Source organism: Flavipsychrobacter sp. (assembly GCA_041392855.1).
Lineage (GTDB): Bacteria > Bacteroidota > Bacteroidia > Chitinophagales > Chitinophagaceae > UBA5543.
On record JAWKLD010000001.1, the window covers coordinates 1,724,855 to 1,742,497 of the forward strand.

Annotated in this window: 19 protein-coding genes; 5 read left to right on the plus strand and 14 right to left on the minus strand. The window is 40.6% G+C overall.

Features of this window, described 5'->3' with window-relative positions:
- Positions 1–5: 5 nt before the first annotated feature.
- The 9 genes from R2800_07990 to R2800_08030 all read right to left on the minus strand — a co-directional run bounded on the left by R2800_07990 (position 6) and on the right by R2800_08030 (position 5,637).
- Positions 6–539, minus strand: coding sequence for a hypothetical protein (locus R2800_07990; GenBank protein MEZ5016979.1), 534 nt, complete (start codon positions 537–539; stop codon positions 6–8).
- Entirely contained in the window at positions 523–1,089 is a 567-nt protein-coding gene (locus R2800_07995) for a hypothetical protein (GenBank protein MEZ5016980.1), read from the minus strand. The genes R2800_07990 and R2800_07995 overlap by 17 nt, the downstream gene beginning before the upstream one ends.
- A gap of 4 nt (positions 1,090–1,093) precedes the next feature.
- Positions 1,094–1,237, minus strand: coding sequence for a hypothetical protein (locus R2800_08000; protein ID MEZ5016981.1), 144 nt, complete (start codon positions 1,235–1,237; stop codon positions 1,094–1,096).
- Positions 1,234–1,617 carry a hypothetical protein gene (locus tag R2800_08005; GenBank protein MEZ5016982.1) on the minus strand — a complete coding sequence of 128 codons (384 nt, stop codon included), beginning with the start codon at positions 1,615–1,617 and terminating at the stop codon, positions 1,234–1,236. Before R2800_08005 ends, R2800_08000 begins: the two co-directional genes overlap by 4 nt.
- Positions 1,618–1,638: 21 nt before the next feature.
- On the minus strand, positions 1,639–2,619 hold the full coding sequence (locus tag R2800_08010; GenBank protein MEZ5016983.1) for a hypothetical protein: 981 nt from the start codon (positions 2,617–2,619) through the stop codon (positions 1,639–1,641).
- Positions 2,620–2,708: 89 nt separating this feature from the next.
- Positions 2,709–4,037 carry a hypothetical protein gene (locus R2800_08015; protein MEZ5016984.1) on the minus strand — a complete coding sequence of 443 codons (1,329 nt, stop codon included), beginning with the start codon at positions 4,035–4,037 and terminating at the stop codon, positions 2,709–2,711.
- Positions 4,038–4,209: 172 nt separating this feature from the next.
- The gene (locus tag R2800_08020) at positions 4,210–5,040 is read right to left on the minus strand and encodes a hypothetical protein (protein MEZ5016985.1); all 831 of its coding nucleotides are present in this window, start codon (positions 5,038–5,040) and stop codon (positions 4,210–4,212) included.
- A 24-nt stretch (positions 5,041–5,064) separates the two neighbouring features.
- Complete coding sequence (locus R2800_08025; GenBank protein ID MEZ5016986.1) at positions 5,065–5,322, minus strand: hypothetical protein; 258 nt, start codon at positions 5,320–5,322, stop codon at positions 5,065–5,067.
- Between the two features lie 12 nt (positions 5,323–5,334).
- Positions 5,335–5,637 carry a hypothetical protein gene (locus tag R2800_08030; protein ID MEZ5016987.1) on the minus strand — a complete coding sequence of 101 codons (303 nt, stop codon included), beginning with the start codon at positions 5,635–5,637 and terminating at the stop codon, positions 5,335–5,337.
- Positions 5,638–5,873: 236 nt separating this feature from the next.
- Here R2800_08030 and R2800_08035 point away from each other — a divergent pair, with 236 nt between their 5' ends.
- From R2800_08035 to R2800_08045, 3 genes are all read left to right on the plus strand, one after another.
- Positions 5,874–7,388: a T9SS type A sorting domain-containing protein gene (locus R2800_08035; GenBank protein ID MEZ5016988.1), complete on the plus strand. Its 1,515-nt coding sequence runs from the start codon at positions 5,874–5,876 to the stop codon at positions 7,386–7,388.
- A 146-nt stretch (positions 7,389–7,534) separates the two neighbouring features.
- Positions 7,535–9,061 carry a T9SS type A sorting domain-containing protein gene (locus tag R2800_08040; GenBank protein MEZ5016989.1) on the plus strand — a complete coding sequence of 509 codons (1,527 nt, stop codon included), beginning with the start codon at positions 7,535–7,537 and terminating at the stop codon, positions 9,059–9,061.
- A gap of 149 nt (positions 9,062–9,210) precedes the next feature.
- On the plus strand, positions 9,211–10,326 hold the full coding sequence (locus R2800_08045; GenBank protein MEZ5016990.1) for a glycosyltransferase family 4 protein: 1,116 nt from the start codon (positions 9,211–9,213) through the stop codon (positions 10,324–10,326).
- Between the two features lie 146 nt (positions 10,327–10,472).
- Here R2800_08045 and R2800_08050 read toward each other — a convergent pair whose 3' ends face one another.
- The gene (locus R2800_08050) at positions 10,473–11,867 is read right to left on the minus strand and encodes a cytochrome c peroxidase (protein MEZ5016991.1); all 1,395 of its coding nucleotides are present in this window, start codon (positions 11,865–11,867) and stop codon (positions 10,473–10,475) included.
- 172 nt (positions 11,868–12,039) lie between these two features.
- Here R2800_08050 and R2800_08055 point away from each other — a divergent pair, with 172 nt between their 5' ends.
- Both R2800_08055 and R2800_08060 read left to right on the plus strand, forming a co-directional pair.
- Entirely contained in the window at positions 12,040–12,363 is a 324-nt protein-coding gene (locus R2800_08055; GenBank protein ID MEZ5016992.1) for a hypothetical protein, read from the plus strand.
- 22 nt (positions 12,364–12,385) lie between these two features.
- On the plus strand, positions 12,386–12,841 hold the full coding sequence (locus R2800_08060; GenBank protein MEZ5016993.1) for a hypothetical protein: 456 nt from the start codon (positions 12,386–12,388) through the stop codon (positions 12,839–12,841).
- A 107-nt stretch (positions 12,842–12,948) separates the two neighbouring features.
- Here R2800_08060 and R2800_08065 read toward each other — a convergent pair whose 3' ends face one another.
- The 4 genes from R2800_08065 to R2800_08080 form a co-directional block, all read right to left on the minus strand.
- Positions 12,949–13,824 (minus strand): T9SS type A sorting domain-containing protein, encoded by an 876-nt coding sequence (locus R2800_08065; protein ID MEZ5016994.1) that lies wholly within the window; start codon positions 13,822–13,824, stop codon positions 12,949–12,951.
- A gap of 46 nt (positions 13,825–13,870) precedes the next feature.
- Positions 13,871–14,698 (minus strand): hypothetical protein, encoded by an 828-nt coding sequence (locus R2800_08070; protein MEZ5016995.1) that lies wholly within the window; start codon positions 14,696–14,698, stop codon positions 13,871–13,873.
- A gap of 264 nt (positions 14,699–14,962) precedes the next feature.
- Positions 14,963–16,693, minus strand: a complete 1,731-nt coding sequence (locus R2800_08075; protein MEZ5016996.1) for a hypothetical protein — start codon at positions 16,691–16,693, stop codon at positions 14,963–14,965.
- A 167-nt stretch (positions 16,694–16,860) separates the two neighbouring features.
- Complete coding sequence (locus R2800_08080; protein ID MEZ5016997.1) at positions 16,861–17,511, minus strand: hypothetical protein; 651 nt, start codon at positions 17,509–17,511, stop codon at positions 16,861–16,863.
- Positions 17,512–17,643 lie beyond the last annotated feature (132 nt).

Below are 17,643 nucleotides of genomic sequence, written 5' to 3' on the forward strand. Positions count from 1 at the left end.
TTGACTTATTTAAAATATAAAATGGTGATTTTTTGGCCTTCAATTAAAGGTTGATTCCAACTCACAATACCAGTTACATTATCGAATAGATACTCTTCATCTCCATTACCTGTTTGTATAATAGCACCTTCTACAAACACAACAATTTGTATCGCATTTACAAGGTCTAAATGACTGACCATATCCTGCCCATCTGTAGCAACAAATTGCTTTCTTCCTGTCACAATCTGACCAGTGCCTTCAGGTACAAAGTAGCTATAGTTCACATCTGGCAAGAGAGGTGTGGTTTTTATAGAATATTTATTATCGTTAAATACTGAATTATCAGGTTTATACAGTTTAAAAACATAAGTATAGTCTTCATTCAAGCGTACGGGCACAACAATTGTATTACCTGCTTCTACTTGAAACTGCACGTATTGGTAAGCACCGTTAAAGGCAGTCATAAAAGCCCAAGTACCTGTTTCATCTGCAGTGATGGGTATTACTACCGCTTCTTTACAAACTGGTACTAAGCCTAAATCAATGATATTGTTCATGGTATTCTTTATTAATAGGGTTTACAATGCAGTTTGTAGGTATATAGCTTTTTGACATAGCTGCTTGTATATGAACTACTGTTTCGTCTTTCAATCTTTGTAGAGCTGCAGTTATATCTGCCTGACTCATATTGGAAAGCTCGGATGTAATAACCAATTCTCTATCCCAGCTAGTAGCAATAGGTTTTACATTAAGCCCATCGTACATCATGGCTGTATTTCTTAAGTTCTCTACTAGTTGATAGGCATCAGCATGATTTACTATAGCTACAAGGTGTACAACTTGTGTATCTAAAAAAGTCAACCTCTGTGTACCATTATCTGTTAACCTTTCGGGTTCTTTAGGTTCATGTTTCAATTGGGGTTCATGTCGCAAATAGAAATAATTGCTCAAACTGTCAGCAGGCAATAATCGTTTCACATCTTTGCCTTCTCTTACTTGCACAGCACGACTTACATCATCTTTATAAGCCAAAGCAAAACCTTGCGTGAAGTATGCATTCTTACTAAGAATGAAATCTTTAAAGTCTTCAAAGTCTTTTTGTTGCATAGTGTTATCGTTTCTTTTTTCTGAATGTCTTTTTCCTTAGCCTATTTCTTCTATCCGTTTTTGCTTGTTTTACTTTCACCTTTACAATGTTAGCAGGCTTCTGTTCTTGCAAGCTTGTCAAGTAGGCTATATGCCCTTCTAGGTTCATTCCTGAAAAAGTTTTGTAATGAAATACATGGAAAGGTTTGTCCCTATACCTACATAAGCCAAATACCATAGCATATTAAACACAACTACTGACACCCAACCGTCAACAGGTGTTGTTACCCAAAAGCCAACAACTTGATTCATAAACAATGCGTAAAACCAGAAACCTATAAACGTAATGAGGTGACTAAAACACAACTCGCATAGTCCTCCCGCTTTTGCTAAGAATTGTTTATCTGCCAAATCCCATTGATGTAATCGTTCTTGCCAATTGAGTAGCCTGTCCAGCCATTGGCCATGCTGTATACTGATGTGTATGATCTTTGCCAAGCTTGCATTAGCAATAAGGGCTACAATGGTATATAATAAAAATGTCATCATGATGAATAGCTTTTAAAATGATTAAATATTAGTTACCCAACGTATGCCTTTACAATCCAAACAATCGTCTTTAAACTGTTGCAGAACATTCGGCAATGCTTCTATAAACACAGTCCATTTTTCTCGATACTGATTTTCTACATCCGTCAAAAAGGCTTTTGTTTCTTCCCTACCGTATACTACCCAGTTGTTCAATCTATTAGTGCGCAAATGTTCTTCCAGCAATAGCACTCTTGATTTAAGCCAAACAATTTCACCGATATAGGTTTGTGACAAGTCGCATAACAACTGATCATAATCACACACACAACTAAAAGTCAGATTAATACCAAAACCTTCTTTGCTGCTTATCTCTTTCTCATCATACCAACCTTTTGTATAGCCACAATCGTTTGGCATTTTACCATTGCATCCTGTAAAGCAAGTAAGGTAAGTGCCCGCTACAGGCACATTAGTACCATCTAACAACACTCTTGCAAAACTGCCTTTCACTTCATACTCTATACTGAAACTATTAGTTTGGTTGGCTTCTAGATCTACACTATAGGTAGTAACTGTACCACCTGCGTAGTCATCATATATTTTCAAAGCCACATCCGTAGCGGCAGCTAAAGCATATACTTCTACAGTATGAATTTTAAGTTTTCGCAACGCCCCTTTTATCTTCTTATTCTTATAAAGTGTTACTCCTCTCTCCTTAGCCTCAGCAGGGTAGCTTACACTCGTTTTAAATTCTCCTATTGCATATTTCTTGGCAGCGATATTGGGCATCACTTTATTAGCAGCCATGGCACTCATCAAGTCGTTGCGTACTAGCGTTGTGGCTTGTGCTACTTTTTTCTTCGCTAAGTTCAGGCCTGTTACGTATTCTTCATTGGCTATGTTAGACAGATTTCGGATAGAGATCTCAGGAGCATCCATTAGGTCTAGCCCACTAAGCGAGGTGATGCTTTCATCACTACATACATCTCTTACTGAAATAATATTATCAAGACAACTCATAGTTGATTGTTTTCAAGTTTTAAATGATTCATCCGGGTAAATAAAGCCCCCGCACTACCTGCGGGGATGCTTTATTTGGGTAGGATCTATTAAGGGGCTGCTGTGAAGGAAATATTGGTAGCATCATTTATTTGACCTGTTACTCCGCTATAGCCTGTATAGGTTAGCTTAGTAGTATCTATGTCAAACACGTAGCCGTTTACACTATCGTTAAACAAGTCTTTCAACTCGGTTATATCTGCTACAGTAGTATCAGGATAAGAAGTTTGACCTGCCAACTCCAATTTGTTTACATAAAGAGGATAAGTGATCACGCCATTAGTATCCCACTCGTATGTTGCACTTGTACCGCCCGATACAGGAGTACCTGCAGGACATTCGTACTGAACAGGAGCGCAAGTAGTGTAGTGGAATATACCGTTAACACCAGGCTCATTACATACTGTTTGTGGCAGGAAGAATACATCCCACTCCAGTTTCCATTGGAAAGTCCAGCGGTGGTTGCACTTGTCATAGTTTACATTCAAGTCCCATAGCAAACCTGTAAGCGGGTCTGCCATAACACCTTCGATATAGTCTGTACCGCCTCTTTGATAAATAGCGTCAATAGCATCTATATCCTGAAGGTCGGTTGCGAAGATGCCTGCGTTACGGTTGAAGCTAACAAACTTCAACATCTGTGGGTCAAATGTTAACACATGCTCTGTTGTTGCATCTTGGAAAGCATCATTAATCAAGCTATCGTAGTAGGCATGAGCACGACTCATTTGATGAACGTTTTGTCCCTCTTCGTTGCTAGTACCTATCTCTACAGCTTTGCGCCAGTGGAATACATCTGTACCTCCTACTATGAATGGATCGGACAAGCCACTATCTCTATAAGTGCGCTCTATCTCCCAAAGTCCCATAGGGTTTACCTGACCCGTAACCTTGTCCATAAATGGCAGCATTAGTTTCTCTGCGCCATTAGGTAATAAACCTGCATTAGCAACTAATAGATTAGACAACTCTACAGCCAGCTTTCTACGAACAGCCGGTAGTGCTGCATTGACAGCAGCCTTAGCATGGTCGCTAAATGTATAGTTACCATCTACATAACGGATGTCGTCACGATTAAGTTGATACACAGCCGATGCTGTAGTACGGCTCACTTCAAAGAATACTTGTTTAGGAGCTACTACTGTCCCCGTGTCGCAAAGGCTTTCTTCTCCTGTGCCTTGGTCGTCGCATATGGGTGCGTAGTAGTTTATTTTCAGCTGGCGTTTCTTGCCTGCTTCCGATTGCATATCGCTCTCCACGATACTCGTGTTATATTGGCGTGCATCCAGCAAAGCAGCAAGCACTTCGTAAGGTCTCCCTTGCTTGGCATACTGCAATACGCTTTTCTGCGTTGCCTGCATGGCATTTTTAAAGCTCATGATATAATATCAATTTTAAGGTTACTCCCTGTGGGGCATAGCATTGGCTATCACCTTTGGGGAACTATTATTATCTGGTTTGGATTACGCTTTATAGTGCCAAGTGTAGCGGCAAGCGTGCTACGTAGGTTTTGAATAGCAGCGTCCTGCTATGAGTAGTTGTTGGTGCTTACTAGCGCGACTCCTCCGTCCATGCTTGTATGGCATCCAATGGGCTGTTCGGTCCATCATCGGGTATAATGAGTCCTTGTGCAAATGCCGGTTGCTGTCCTGCCTTTATTGCAGCTGGCGACAAATGCCTAGTATCATGTACCAAAATGCCGGCACGTTCTGCCCATGTACGAGCAAAGCCCTCATCCGTTACCGGTTCGTTATTATCACTAATGGCGGGTGCTCCCTCTTTATAAAATTCTAATTGCTTTGTTGTTTCATTGTAGCGCACTTCATACACCTTTTGCATTCTATCACGTAGCATCTCTGCTTGCTCTTGCAGATCGCCACCTTTACGCGGTAATTGCTGTATCATATTCAGGCAACGATCAGCTATAGCTTGCTGTGTATACTTGCCTCGCTCTTGTGCCAGTTGTGTTTCGTAATTGCTCTTTATCTGATCCAATTGTGCTTCGTATTCACTGATGGTAGTTTCCATTTGAGCTACACGTTCTGTATCAGCTGCTGTAAAGTTATCTTCTATTGCTGTTTTACATTTTGTCAGCAGCTCTTCAAAGTTCATATCTTCCAGCTCTCGCTTATGTACGTTAAACACACGCTGTGCTGCGCTACGCAATGCGCCTGAATATCTGCCTATAAAGTTTTGTTCAAAATCTGCTTTAGCTTCTTCTTCTATGGTACTGCGAAGCGCAGCACTCACTTTATCCGTCAATTGTGTAGCTACTTGGTCGAGATTGACATCCGCATCTGCTTCGGCATCATTTGCCACAACTGCCACATCGCTTACCAGTGCGCTGAGTAATTTGTTGGCTTGTTCTATTGAGAGTTTCATAATGATAGTGATTGTTATAGGTGATTATTGAGCTTTTTTTTTGACAGCAAATTTGGTTTCATCTCCGTAGAAGCGTTTGTAACTCTTCTCGGGGTAGAAAAACTCGCTATGCTCTTTTTCCGTACCATCTTCGTTGAGCGATACAATAAGCACATGACCAGCAGGTATTTCCAAAGTAGTTTCTTGTGCTTTTACCGAATCGGTATTGGTGATAGATATTGGTGCGATTACTTCAGGAGTTTGCTGCTCTTCTGTAATTGGTGTTTTCTTTTGTTTTGCCATAGTGTGTTTTATTTATAGTATAGTAAACTCTTCAGGATATTTTTGGGAAAGCATTTTAGCTGACTTGTAACCCATACGCACCACTCTGCCACTTTTACGATTGTGTAGCTGTACCACATCAGGTTGGTGAACCTTAGTAGCCTCTAGCTTTTCCACTTTTACAGGCTGTATGGTTGCTGCTGAATGATTGTCGGCATCTACTAGGCGCTGATAAGCTTTTGAGGATAAGCCTAGCTCCAATAATTGCTCTGCTGTGGCACCTTCGTTTTCTCGAATGATCTTGGCATCCTTAGGTGCAAACTTTTTTGTTTTCATGTGTTCTTTTTATTCCGTTTGCATAACAAATATACAACATTAATTTTAATGACAAAAATTATTTTTAATTATTTTTATTGTTGTAGTAAACAAAAAACAAACTAAGCTATTAGCAACCAATCATCTTAAAAAAAAGAACCCCATAATTGTAAAAACAGGCCTGAACATTCATTATTTAGATCGCATACACTTTCTATAAATGTTTTTAGTAAATTGTAGCACTAAATACAAATTTGATGAAAAGCTTATTTACCCTACTTTTTTGTCTACTTACGAGTATTGCCTTTGGGCAAAATAGCAGGCTGGATAGTTTTAATATCAACCCTGCGTTACTTTCCCCAAATTCTAACCCGCGCGAGCTAACTGCTTTTAAAAACAGATTGATATTTTATGCACGAGATAGCGCACATGGAAGACAATATTGGGAAACAGACGGCATATACCCCCCTAGGATTATCAATATTGATAATGACACTGTTGATGCTGTTGAAGAAGTACTTAGCAATGCCTTCACAATACTTGATGACAAAGTATATTTTGCCGCTAAAGGTTATCATCAAGACTTAGAGCTTTGGGAATATGACGGCAATAAAGCCAAAGTATTAACACCTTTAAACTTCAATCAAGTGCCAATAAACCTTGACCCAAATGGCCACTTCTCTAGTACTTCTGTAACTGGTCTGGGAGAACGTTTTGTTGCATTTTCAGACAAAAGAAAACGGTTTTGTTCTTACAACATAAAAACTCGAGTTACTAATATAATTTCTGACATAGAAGTTACAGGCCCAATAATTGACTATAGAGGAGATTTCCATTTTTCAGGACACTCAATTGCTACCGGGCAAAACGGGTTAACCTATTATTATACTCCAAAAACAAATGCAACAGTTCCTACAGGAACAGGGGTAGGTAGCGTAAGTGAAAAATTCATTCGACAAGAGATGCTTTATATTATACAGCAAAGTATTCTATATACCGTTGATGGTAATTATCGTGTAAATCGTCTATCATACTCCTACCCCTTTACTTATGATTTTGATAGTGTCAACTTCAATCTTATTAGCAATAGAAGTTCTATGTGCACAAATACTTTTGATGCATCGAATGGTGGAATAAATGACAAATTTTATTTTTCTGCTGTGATGTACCAAGGCAAACTTACACTCTTTGAGGTTGACATATTCAAACGTAAAGCTACAACAGTGTCAGATAGCTTTCTTTACATTGGTGACATGGCTTATTACAATGGCAGGCTATTCTTCTCTGCAAAGAAAGACACGCTACATGGCATCGAACTATATGTATATAATGGCATCACACCTCCTTCTCTATTGGCAGACATACACAAAGGACCTAAAGGGAGTAACCCTCATTCTTTAACGGTAGCCAACAACAGATTGTTTTTTGTAGCAGAAGGAGAAACAATAGGAGAAGAGCTATTTTGTTATACCGAAGCCTCAGCAACTGCCAATATAAGCAACTTGACAACTATTGATAATATCACTGTTTTTCCAAACCCAACGAGTGGAAATACTCAGCTCAGGCTAGATATAATAAACACTGAAACCTTAACCATATCACTCATCAACACGACAGGACAAACTGTTTACCAAACAAAAGAAAAAAACTACTCGCAGGGCTCACACAATATCATATTACCTACTGCTAGACTTACGACAGGTATTTATATTTATCGTGTTGTAGACAAAGATGGCGCTACCCTAGCCAGCGGCAGAGTAGAAAAACAGTAATGATCCATTGAATCCCTAAACATTTATAAATACGCCGCTAAAAGTTATAAATACCACAGCAACACCAACTATACAAGCTATTTTTCAGTCTCTTTGACTGCCGCCTTTACTTTTTATGATTATCACCTGTGCTATAAAAGCATATTATGAAAAACTTTTTAGCCGTAGCGTTATTACTATTACCACTGTGCACAACAGCACAATCAAGTGTCACCAGGTATGATCTTAACCCCGGCAAACCAAGAAGCTTTGCCAGCAACTTGTACAATTATCAAGACAACCTCTATTTCTATGCCGATAACTCAAGCGGTTTAAAACGGTTATGGAAATTTGACCATAGTACCAACACACCAAAAGAGATACACCCCGGCACTGTATATGGTAATGGGCTGGCATTTGCCGACCCTTCTTCTATTTGTGGACTGAACGGCACTATATATTTTACTGCAGCAGATATTGCTCATGGGCTGGAGCTATGGAAATATGACGGTGTGAGCCCTCCGAGCATGGTGGCCGACATCAACCCCAACCCCAAAGACGGAGCTGCACCTAACAATCATACTGTATACGGAGAGCGCATTTACTTTGGCGCAAAAAATATCAACAACCCTAAAAAACAATGGGAACTCTACTATTACGATCTAGCAAAAGATACCGTGTTGCATGTATACCAAACATCTAAAGGCTACAAACCTGGACAAATAAGATACATCACACCTTATAAGAACAGGCTCTATTTTGCTGCCGAAACCGATAGCCTAGGAAGAGAATTATTTTATTATGACCCTGCTACCGACTCTATAGCACTGGTTGCCGATATAGACACTACCAACTATTACCTATCCAATCCTTGCAACTTCACTATAGTAAATGGCAAATTTTACTTTACCGCTACCAACCCTACTTATGGTAGAGAACTATACGAGTACGATGGAGATAACCCTCCTGTAAGGCTAACAGACATCAACAAAGGTGCAGGGCATTCTTTCCCTGTCAACATTCGTCATATCATCTCTTTCAACAACGACCTATACTTTGCTGCACAAAACAAGGATACTGATATACAACTCTACAAATACAGCTTAACTACGGCACAAACCAGCTTGGTGCATCGCATCAACCCAACAGGTAGTGCACATGTATCTTTCCTTACCTTATATAGAGACAGTCTTTACTTTGCTGCCGACGACGGTGTGCATGGCATAGAGCTATGGAAGTATAATGGCATTACCAACCCTGTAATGGTACAGGATATAAGACAAGGACCCTTGAGTAGCGCCCCTACGGAGATGATCGTAATAGGTAAGGATATGTTCTTTAACGCTACGGAAACAGCAACAGGATGGGAGCTCTATAAATTTACAGACACCAGCATTGCTACACCTAATAGCATTACCCCTGTTCTGACACAGAAGTTATCAAGTAATGTATATCCTAACCCTACTAGTGGAGATAGCCATATTGAGCTGACCTTAACTCATGCACAACAGCTTAGTATCTCTGTATCCAATATTGAAGGGAGGGTTGTATACCAAACACCACCTACACATTACAACAAAGGAAAACGATCTATATATCTACCCACAAAAGCATTGCCTTCCGGCATCTATATATACCATATTGCTACTGAAAGTGGTTTAGCAATAAGTTCGGGTAAGATAGAGAAGCAATAGATCAATAAAAATCTTGGAAAAGCCTGCCAGGAAAGACTTCTGGCAGGCTTTATCTTTTAGCGCAAACTTAATAGAATAAATAAATAGCATTTGTTAGTTTTGCGGCTTATCGGCGGTCACACAGACTGTTGGGTATTAACAGAAGTTATATGTCGCAAAAGAAGATCAAGATATTATTTACCATCAACAACCTCAATACAGCAGGAATGAACCTTGTATTGAAGGACATAGCCCTAACACTAAACCGTGATGAGTTTGACCCATACATCAACGTACTAGACTATACCGACACCGAAACAGAACGTGAACTAAAAAGAAACTTCACGGTACTGAATATACAGCTAAAACCTAAAAAACGCCCTAGACTTACTTACTTCCCTAAAATATATAAAGCTGCTAAAGAGTTAAAACAACACAATTTCGACATTGCGCATTCTTTTGACTATGCTTCTGATTTTGGGGAAGGATTGGTAATGAAACTAGCAGGCGTGCCTTGGGTGGCTGAAAAAACAAACTTGGCTTATGAGCCAAAAAGATGGCGTAAGCGACTAGACTATGCCGCACGCATAGTAGCATTGAGTAAAGCACAAGCAAGCTTATTTCCAGAGTTTGCTGACAAGGTAACCATAATACCTACAGGTGTAGACCTAGAGTTATACGAACAAACACCTGCTAAGTCTCGTGCCGAAATGAACCTTAGCGAAGACGATCTTGTACTTATATCTGTAGCGCAGGTAGTTTCTATTAAAGCACACAAAGAAATAGTACAAGCCTACAAAGACATAGAAGACCAAGTACCTAACTTAAAAATATTATTTGCTGGCCGCGATACTGAGGAGTATGCTCAAGAGGTAAAGCAAATGATAAAAGACTACGGACTGGAAGATAAAATACGCTTCTTAGGCATGCGTAGCGATATACCGGCTCTACTAAAAATGGTAGATGGTAAAATACTAGCCACAAGAAACATAAACCAACGCGAAGGCTTTGGCGCAGCACTTGTAGAAGCCATGAGTGCGGGCAAACCAGTTATTGGCACTAAGAGTGGCGGCCCTGAGGAGATCATAGTACACAACCACAACGGATGGATAGTGGACGCTATAGGACACGAGCCGTTGATAGCACCTATTTTGGAGTTTTATAACGATGCTGCCAAACGCAAACAACTTGGGGAGAATGCCCTGCAAACAGTAAAGGACAAATTCACCTTCCCTACTATGCTGGAAGGCTATGTAAAAGTGTATAAAGAAGTAGCCAAGAAATAAACTACAATAAAACAGACAATACATTAAAACGCCCTCTGGATGCAGAGGGCGTTTGTTTTATAATAATAAGTAACTCTAGCGATGCTATGTAACAAGACTATTACATAGTAATGGAAAGGGTATCGTCAGAAATACTTTATTACCCCTTATTGTTTTATGAACTTTCTTGTTTGTTGTCCATCGAACACGATAACGTACATGCCACTAGCATAGTTACTTACATCTAGTCGCTCTGCTACCTTACCGTTATACACGGTTCTTCCTGAAGTACTTACTATACGCATCTGTGCATCTTTCATACTGGCAGGCAAGGCTATATTGATATAACTTGTAGCCTGTGTCGGATACACTTTCAATTCACTTGCCATATTGCTCAACTGCGCAATGGTGGTTGGAGTAATGATAGTAAGACTATCATTTGTAAAAGGATTAGACCATCTACTATCTGTATATACAGCAGTACCCGTAAGTGTGCGTATAAAGGCAACGATGCTTGCTTTCTCCTGATTGGTTAGGCGCAGGCGTTGTAAATTACCTTGTGGTTTCAAACGATTATCGAGGTTAGGGTTATCTTGCCTTATAGAATCATAGTGGTTCACTACATCCAATAAAGTTATTATACCATTAAAACCTGCTGTGTGCATAAAGCCACCATAAGACTGTCCATTAGCATTTACCACATCTCTTAACGAAGGGCTACGCGTATTGGTGAAGTCAAGACCGCCACCGCCTATTTTACCTATGATACCGTTGTTACCTGAGTTCTGTGCTATGTCAAACTCCGGCGGGCGATGACATCCTCCACAGCCTGCACCACCACCTGTGCGTATACCGTTCTGGTCGAACTGAGGCGGAGCCATGAATAGTTGTTTCCCTTGATTCTCCACGGTTGTAAAATTGGGGAAGGGAGGCCCGTTGCCCGGCACCATTGCACGTCCTGCATCGTACTTAGAGTCGAAGGACTGGATACTACGAACAAACATCGCCAATGCCTGTTGCATACGCTGCTCGGTTATCTGAGGGTCGCCATATACTATATTGAATAGTTGTGGGTAGTACCATATATCGTTCATCTTGGTGATGAGGTCGTTGATACTAGGGTCACCATTCAGCCCACTATAGCCCATCTCGGCATGGTCTTGTATAGGCATGGTGGTTTGCTGCTCGAGGGTGGCAGCACGCTCGTCCCAAAAGAAACGACGCTCGTCAGCAAAGCGTGCATTGATGAGGCGCATAGAGTGGCGCCCTGTAGTACCATTGGCACCTACACTTGCCGAAGCCGTATCGCCGAAGGCAAACTCCTGTTTGTGACAGCTGGCACAGGCCGTGCTATTGTCTACAGACAGTTTTTTATCGTAAAAAAGCACCCGCCCAAGCATCGCCCCCCGGTCAGTCATGGGATTATTGGGTGCTGTATTATCTTTCAAAATGTAGTTGGGGATGGTTTGGTTGGTATAATTGGGCAGGTTATTAAAATCTACCGTAGCTGATACAGCTAGGATGAGTACTGCCATTAATGCCAAAATGTGCTTCTTCTTCATAAGCTAAATTTCCATTGAGCAAGGTGAACAAATGATTAGACGCTAGCTTTATGCCAAGGTTTAATCCATAAGTAAAAAAAGTCCTTGCTAGTATAGACGACAGTACGAATACAATCCTTCGGCTAGGAAGAAATATTTTTTTCGGGGCGGAAACTGTACTTTAGAAGCTACTATGAGTAACCCAATGGCACTAAGCAAGAATGAGATAGCAAAATGGCTATTTATAGGTTTTGTAGGTGTAATATCTAGCTATACAGGCAGTATGACTCAACATGAGCCTTTTACCATCTCAACTGCAGTATACGGAGCAGGAGGTGCATTGATGTTAACTTATATGGCGGGCATGCTTATTTATGGCATAAGGCGAATATTTGGGAAACCAAATGTACAACGCAGTACATTACGGCATTCTCTTTACTACGGCTTTTATTTTATAATGTCGCTCTTTGTTTTACAGGTAATATTACTAGTAGAGCTACTAATTATGAGGGGGTAAAATAGCTGATTAACTTTATCCTATGTTTACCGAAGAAGACATCACCAAACAACTACAGCTACTACAACAGACTGTTCATGATCTTATAGCCTTCTACCAACAAGGTACCGACTTTGACACTATGGTGTACACCTACTGGTCTGTGAAGGATGTGCTGGGGCATGTCACCTTCTGGCATGAGAGCTTTGCCCGAAACCTAAAGGATATAGCAACTGGCACAAAACCCCACCCTCTTAAAGGCAAACTTGCCGAAGTGAATGAACAAAGTGTAGCCACAAACAAAGGCGTGTCTATCCCCTTATTAATACAGCGGCTACAGCAAGCACAGCATACAATAGAAGAACATATCTATAACACCAGCATTACTACAATTCCTTACAAAAAAGGCTCAAGAGACTACAACAGGCTGGAACATCTGGAGATAGTAACCTCACATATCAACAAACACCTGAAAGACGTAGAGGCTGTTATTGCATAAACTACGCAAGAGTGAAAACACCCTTGTAGATTGTGAGTCGCAACGTAAATTAAAAAAAAGAAAGAGCCACCATACGGCAGCTCCTTCCCTAAACACTATAATAAATACTATCTACTTAGTGTAAAACGAACAACGTCTTTCTGCTCTCCATCAATAATGTACAACGTGTATAAACCTCCCGGCAAGCTTTGCGCTAAAGAGATCTTTTCGTTAATGCTTTGATGAAAAGGAGTTACTTGCTGCTCATAAACAACCTGTCCTGATACGTTCACTATTTGCAAGGCTAGTTTTTCACCAGCATAGCCGTTCCCCTTCAAGATGAAATCTCCACTATTAGGGTTCGGGAATATTTGCAAAAGCTGTGCGCCAGATGCTATGCTACTACCACCTATAGCAGTAGCTACATCTCGACCATTGTTACCATTATTACCATTACTGTTTCCGTTACCAAACGTAGAACCGTTAACAATAAATAGCTCGAACACAGCACCTGCTGCTTTACCATTCAGGTGATGAACATAGAAAGAACTGATATCATAACCCGGAGCAATGGTAATAATTGCATTAGCCATGTCATGTTTACGGCCATAAGTAATTATTCCATCTTCGATAGCTGGCAATGAATATTTACGCCCCTCTATATCGAAAGCTGCAATGTGGTTATCAAACAAATTGTACTTACGACCATTAATTCCAAACTCAATTAGTTCCCCTTTATTAACAGCTGCTAAACGTATTTGTATCTGTTTTACAGGTTCGGAAAATTCGAAATCATAACCGTTGATACGATCTTTACTACCCACTAAATATGGGCTAACACCATAGTAATGAGTATTATCGGGGCTATCACCATTTCTTGTAACAGTCACCCTATTATTACCTACTTGCTCTGTACCATTCAAGTGCATAACCTGTATGGCTTCTTGAGCATTTGCGTAAGCAACTTGTGCTACTAATAGCACTATTAAAAATTTTATACGCATAATGTAGTTTTTTAGATGATTAAAAAATATAGTCACTAAAAACTAATTACATGGTGCTTATGATATGGTATGTCCAAGTGCTTGGCGCAGTAAATAGTAATTGAACAGTTATCCCCTTATTAGGAGTAGACAAAGTATAGTTACTTCCGTTGTCCGCGCCACTAACAGTAATATTATCAGCCCCAATGTTTTTAATATGAAATATTCTGCCATGCTCTACTGCGGTAGTAGGAAGACTAACAACACTAGTTGTTGTTGAAGACCCAGTTACAAGTATTGTGTAATCGTCATTAGTCATAGTATAAGTGGTTGTCCCTCCTGACAAGTCTACTTCTTTGATACTAGCACTATAACCAGTTGCTCCTGCAGAACCATCTACAGATAAACTGTTTTGATTTGTTGTAAGACTAGCATTATATGCTTTACCAACATATACAGTACCATCATCAGGTTGTAAGAACATTTCTGAACTTGATGAATTAATAACTGTGGAACCGTCACTAGGATGAGCAAGTTTTATATAACTCTTCAAGTTACTCATGGCAGTTCTATCCGTACCTTTATAAGCAGTTCTAACAGCTCCAACGATACTACAATTATCACTAACAAACAGATACGAATTTTGGTCAATAACCAAATCTGTTTGAGATGACAATACCACTTTATTACCATACGTATTTGGCATAGGATCTGTCAGCGGCAATCCTGTAGCAGTTTTCTCAAATATAAGTGCCCCAGAACCTAACAACGTTGCCCTTACAGAATCTTGTGTCATCAAATTCAAGTCTGTGTTATTTTTTGTCCCTATCACATACTGTGCATCTGCGCTGTTTACTGCGATGGCACAAGCCATCATTAGAATGATCTTTTTCATGTGTAAATTGTTTAACGTTTAAAAAAATGGATAGTGTGTCACTCTAAGCACGTGCACTTACTTAGATATAACAATTGTTGGCTGCTATTAGACAACCTTATTTGTTTTAGAAAATAAAACCTCTATATTTTTTTTGAAAATTTATTATGGTGATGCGATTACTTCATGGCGCAATAAAAAGATGATATGATTTTTACATGGTGAAACAATGGTGAACTATTGTAAGTTACATAAAATAAAACACAATGCAAGCACTGTTAACAATTAATTCAAACCCAACTCAAAACTGAGCATACTGGTATTCATATCGTCTAGTATTTCATTCACAGCAGCTTCAATGTCTTTATCTGTAGCTTGGGTAAACCATACTTCGCCTTGCTCTCGTATCAGTGTATCTAGGGCGATGGGCAGCTTACGGCTATAGCGTATATCTTCATCGCTCACAGCATCTGCTTCGCGTAGTGCCAGTACTTCTTGAGTGTTCAGTAGGCAGAGCTCATCCAGCCTTGTTATTAGTTCTGCTTTGCGCTTCATCACTACATCGCCACTGTATTGCTTATCTATATAGTCTAGCGCCATACGCTGGCGGATAAAGGCAGGCATATTGGCCTTAGCCCCTTCGTTGTATTCTGCTAATAGATCGGCACTGGTCTTTATCTGAAATTGTGTTGGCTTAATAATTCTAAAACTTTGCTCACCCAATGCATTGTTGTTTCTATAGGCCAATATGTCACGTAGAGTATCAGTTATTATCTTATCAAACAGATCGTTGCTAATAGCACTAATGAGTTTGTACAAACGCTCTTGGTCTATAGCTTTGGCTACGCCACTCTGTGCTGCATCGGTACGTTGCAAGTGTAGTGCTTCTGTTATCAAAGACATTATTTGCCTACACACATCACGGTGGTGGGTATTGATACTCACATCAGGATTGATGACCTGTATCGGTGCGCCGTCCTTCATCTGGTCGTGTGGCACTATTATTCTTTGTCCCGGGTTGCGGCTTATTTGGCCGCTTCCGCTACAGCTATGGCAGTCGGTCAGCTCTATACCACTGGGGCAGCTATCGCAGTCTTGTTGCACCTGTCCGCGTCCATCGCAATCGGGGCAGTTGGTACTTGCCTCTACTATATATGGGTGCGATGCTTCTTTGTCTACCATCTGCGCTGCCGAATAGGCGCTTACAAAATCATCTGCTGCCGCCTTAGCCTTACTGAAGTAGCTATCGTAGTAGCCTTGTGTATTCCATTCACCGCCAGCAATGGTAATAGGCAATCTACCCAGCATATGTGCATAGTAGCCTTCAGCATCTTCTTTGGCGAGGTAGTATTTCTTTTCATTGGCCTTGTAGCTAAAGCGCCATATGGTCTCTTTATCTACCCAATAAGCAAAGCCATCGTGCAAAAACACAAGATCATCAGCAGTGAACCATAACATATCTTTGGTGTTCACAAACCAAATATCAACTTCTACTTTATCACTTATTTGCTCATAGAAAGGCTTTGCAGGCATACGCAAGAAAACACCATTAGGGTCTTCTATCATATTCTTAAAGCCAACATTGGCCATATAGGTCACTATGTTGTAGCCCGAAAAATTGTTCTGCCAGACATACTGTTGCTCTTCACGGTCGGCCAGCTCCAGCGTATAGTTCGAGTCTTGAAATATAGCTCCTGTTACCACACCTGTTATCTGCCCAAAGGGTGCTTTGGTAAGTGGACGATACTGACTAAAACGCCAATTGCGCGTAGCCTCGCTCTCACGCGGGTGGCGGCTCATCAGATAGTTATCAAACAAGTATTGATACTCCTCTCCATGATAGTTGGCAGGGTATACCATACGCCCTGTGCTAAGGTCTCTAAAGCGCGGTGCTGCACCTGTAGTGTGTAGGCTTATGCCATAGTACACATTGCGCCAACGTTGCAGGCGCTCGGTCATTTGCTGTGGCAGCTTAGTAGTTTTGTTGAGTATTGCTAGAACTTCTTTCAATTGCATAGTGATAGAAAATTTATAGTTAGGCCAGCAGTAGGCAGCTTTGTCCCTCTCACCTTAGGACTGCTCACTCCTCTCTATAGCACCTACGTGCGTGCCGCCGATCTGCCGACCATAACTTTTACTTTATTGTATGTTGTGCTTTTTATTTATTGCTTCAGCTACTTGTATTAGATAATACCTGCGCAATCGCTTAGGTAGAAGATATCATCGTTAGTAGTCAACTCTGGAATATTAAAATCAAGCGGATCTCCCTTGAATTCTAACTGTCCTTTTTTGATCTCTAATATGTAAGAACTACCACCACTACCCTGACGCTCGTAAGAAAGGAATACATCAAGGCTAGCTTCCATTGGTTTACCACTTTCGTCTTTAGGCACTACTACCGTACCATCGCAAAACACGAACATGTAGCGCATCATCGCACGCTTGGTTTTCTTGTCTTTCCAAAAATCGTAGTCGAAGAAAAGGTTTGCAGGTGTTACAGGGTCTGCTATTGCCGGTGTCTCTATCGCTATTCTATCTTGGAAGGTGATAACGCGACTGGTAACAATACGCTCGCTCGGGCGACAGTCTGCTATTTGTAATTCTTCAAACGAAGGGTCTTGCACCTCTATATTAGCCAAAGGGCTGCTGAAGGTTAAACTATTAGCCGTTACCAAAGGTAGAAGGTCTGCACAGGTAAACGGAGTTGGTAATGCAACATCGCAAGGGAAAAACCCTATACGGTCTATACTTCTTTTGCGCACTTTCAGGTCACAGCCACCCGGCGCATTGGGGGTAAGTGTGATGCTAGCGCAATCTGCTGGACAAAATGCCATTGTATCTAAGTTTTAAATTATTGACCATTTGCCCCTTAATGGTCTGTTATGATTTTCATGATAAGGTAGTAGGGCCACTACACTTCTACACATTTTGAATAGCTGTGCAACTATGAAATAAAAGGCAGGAAT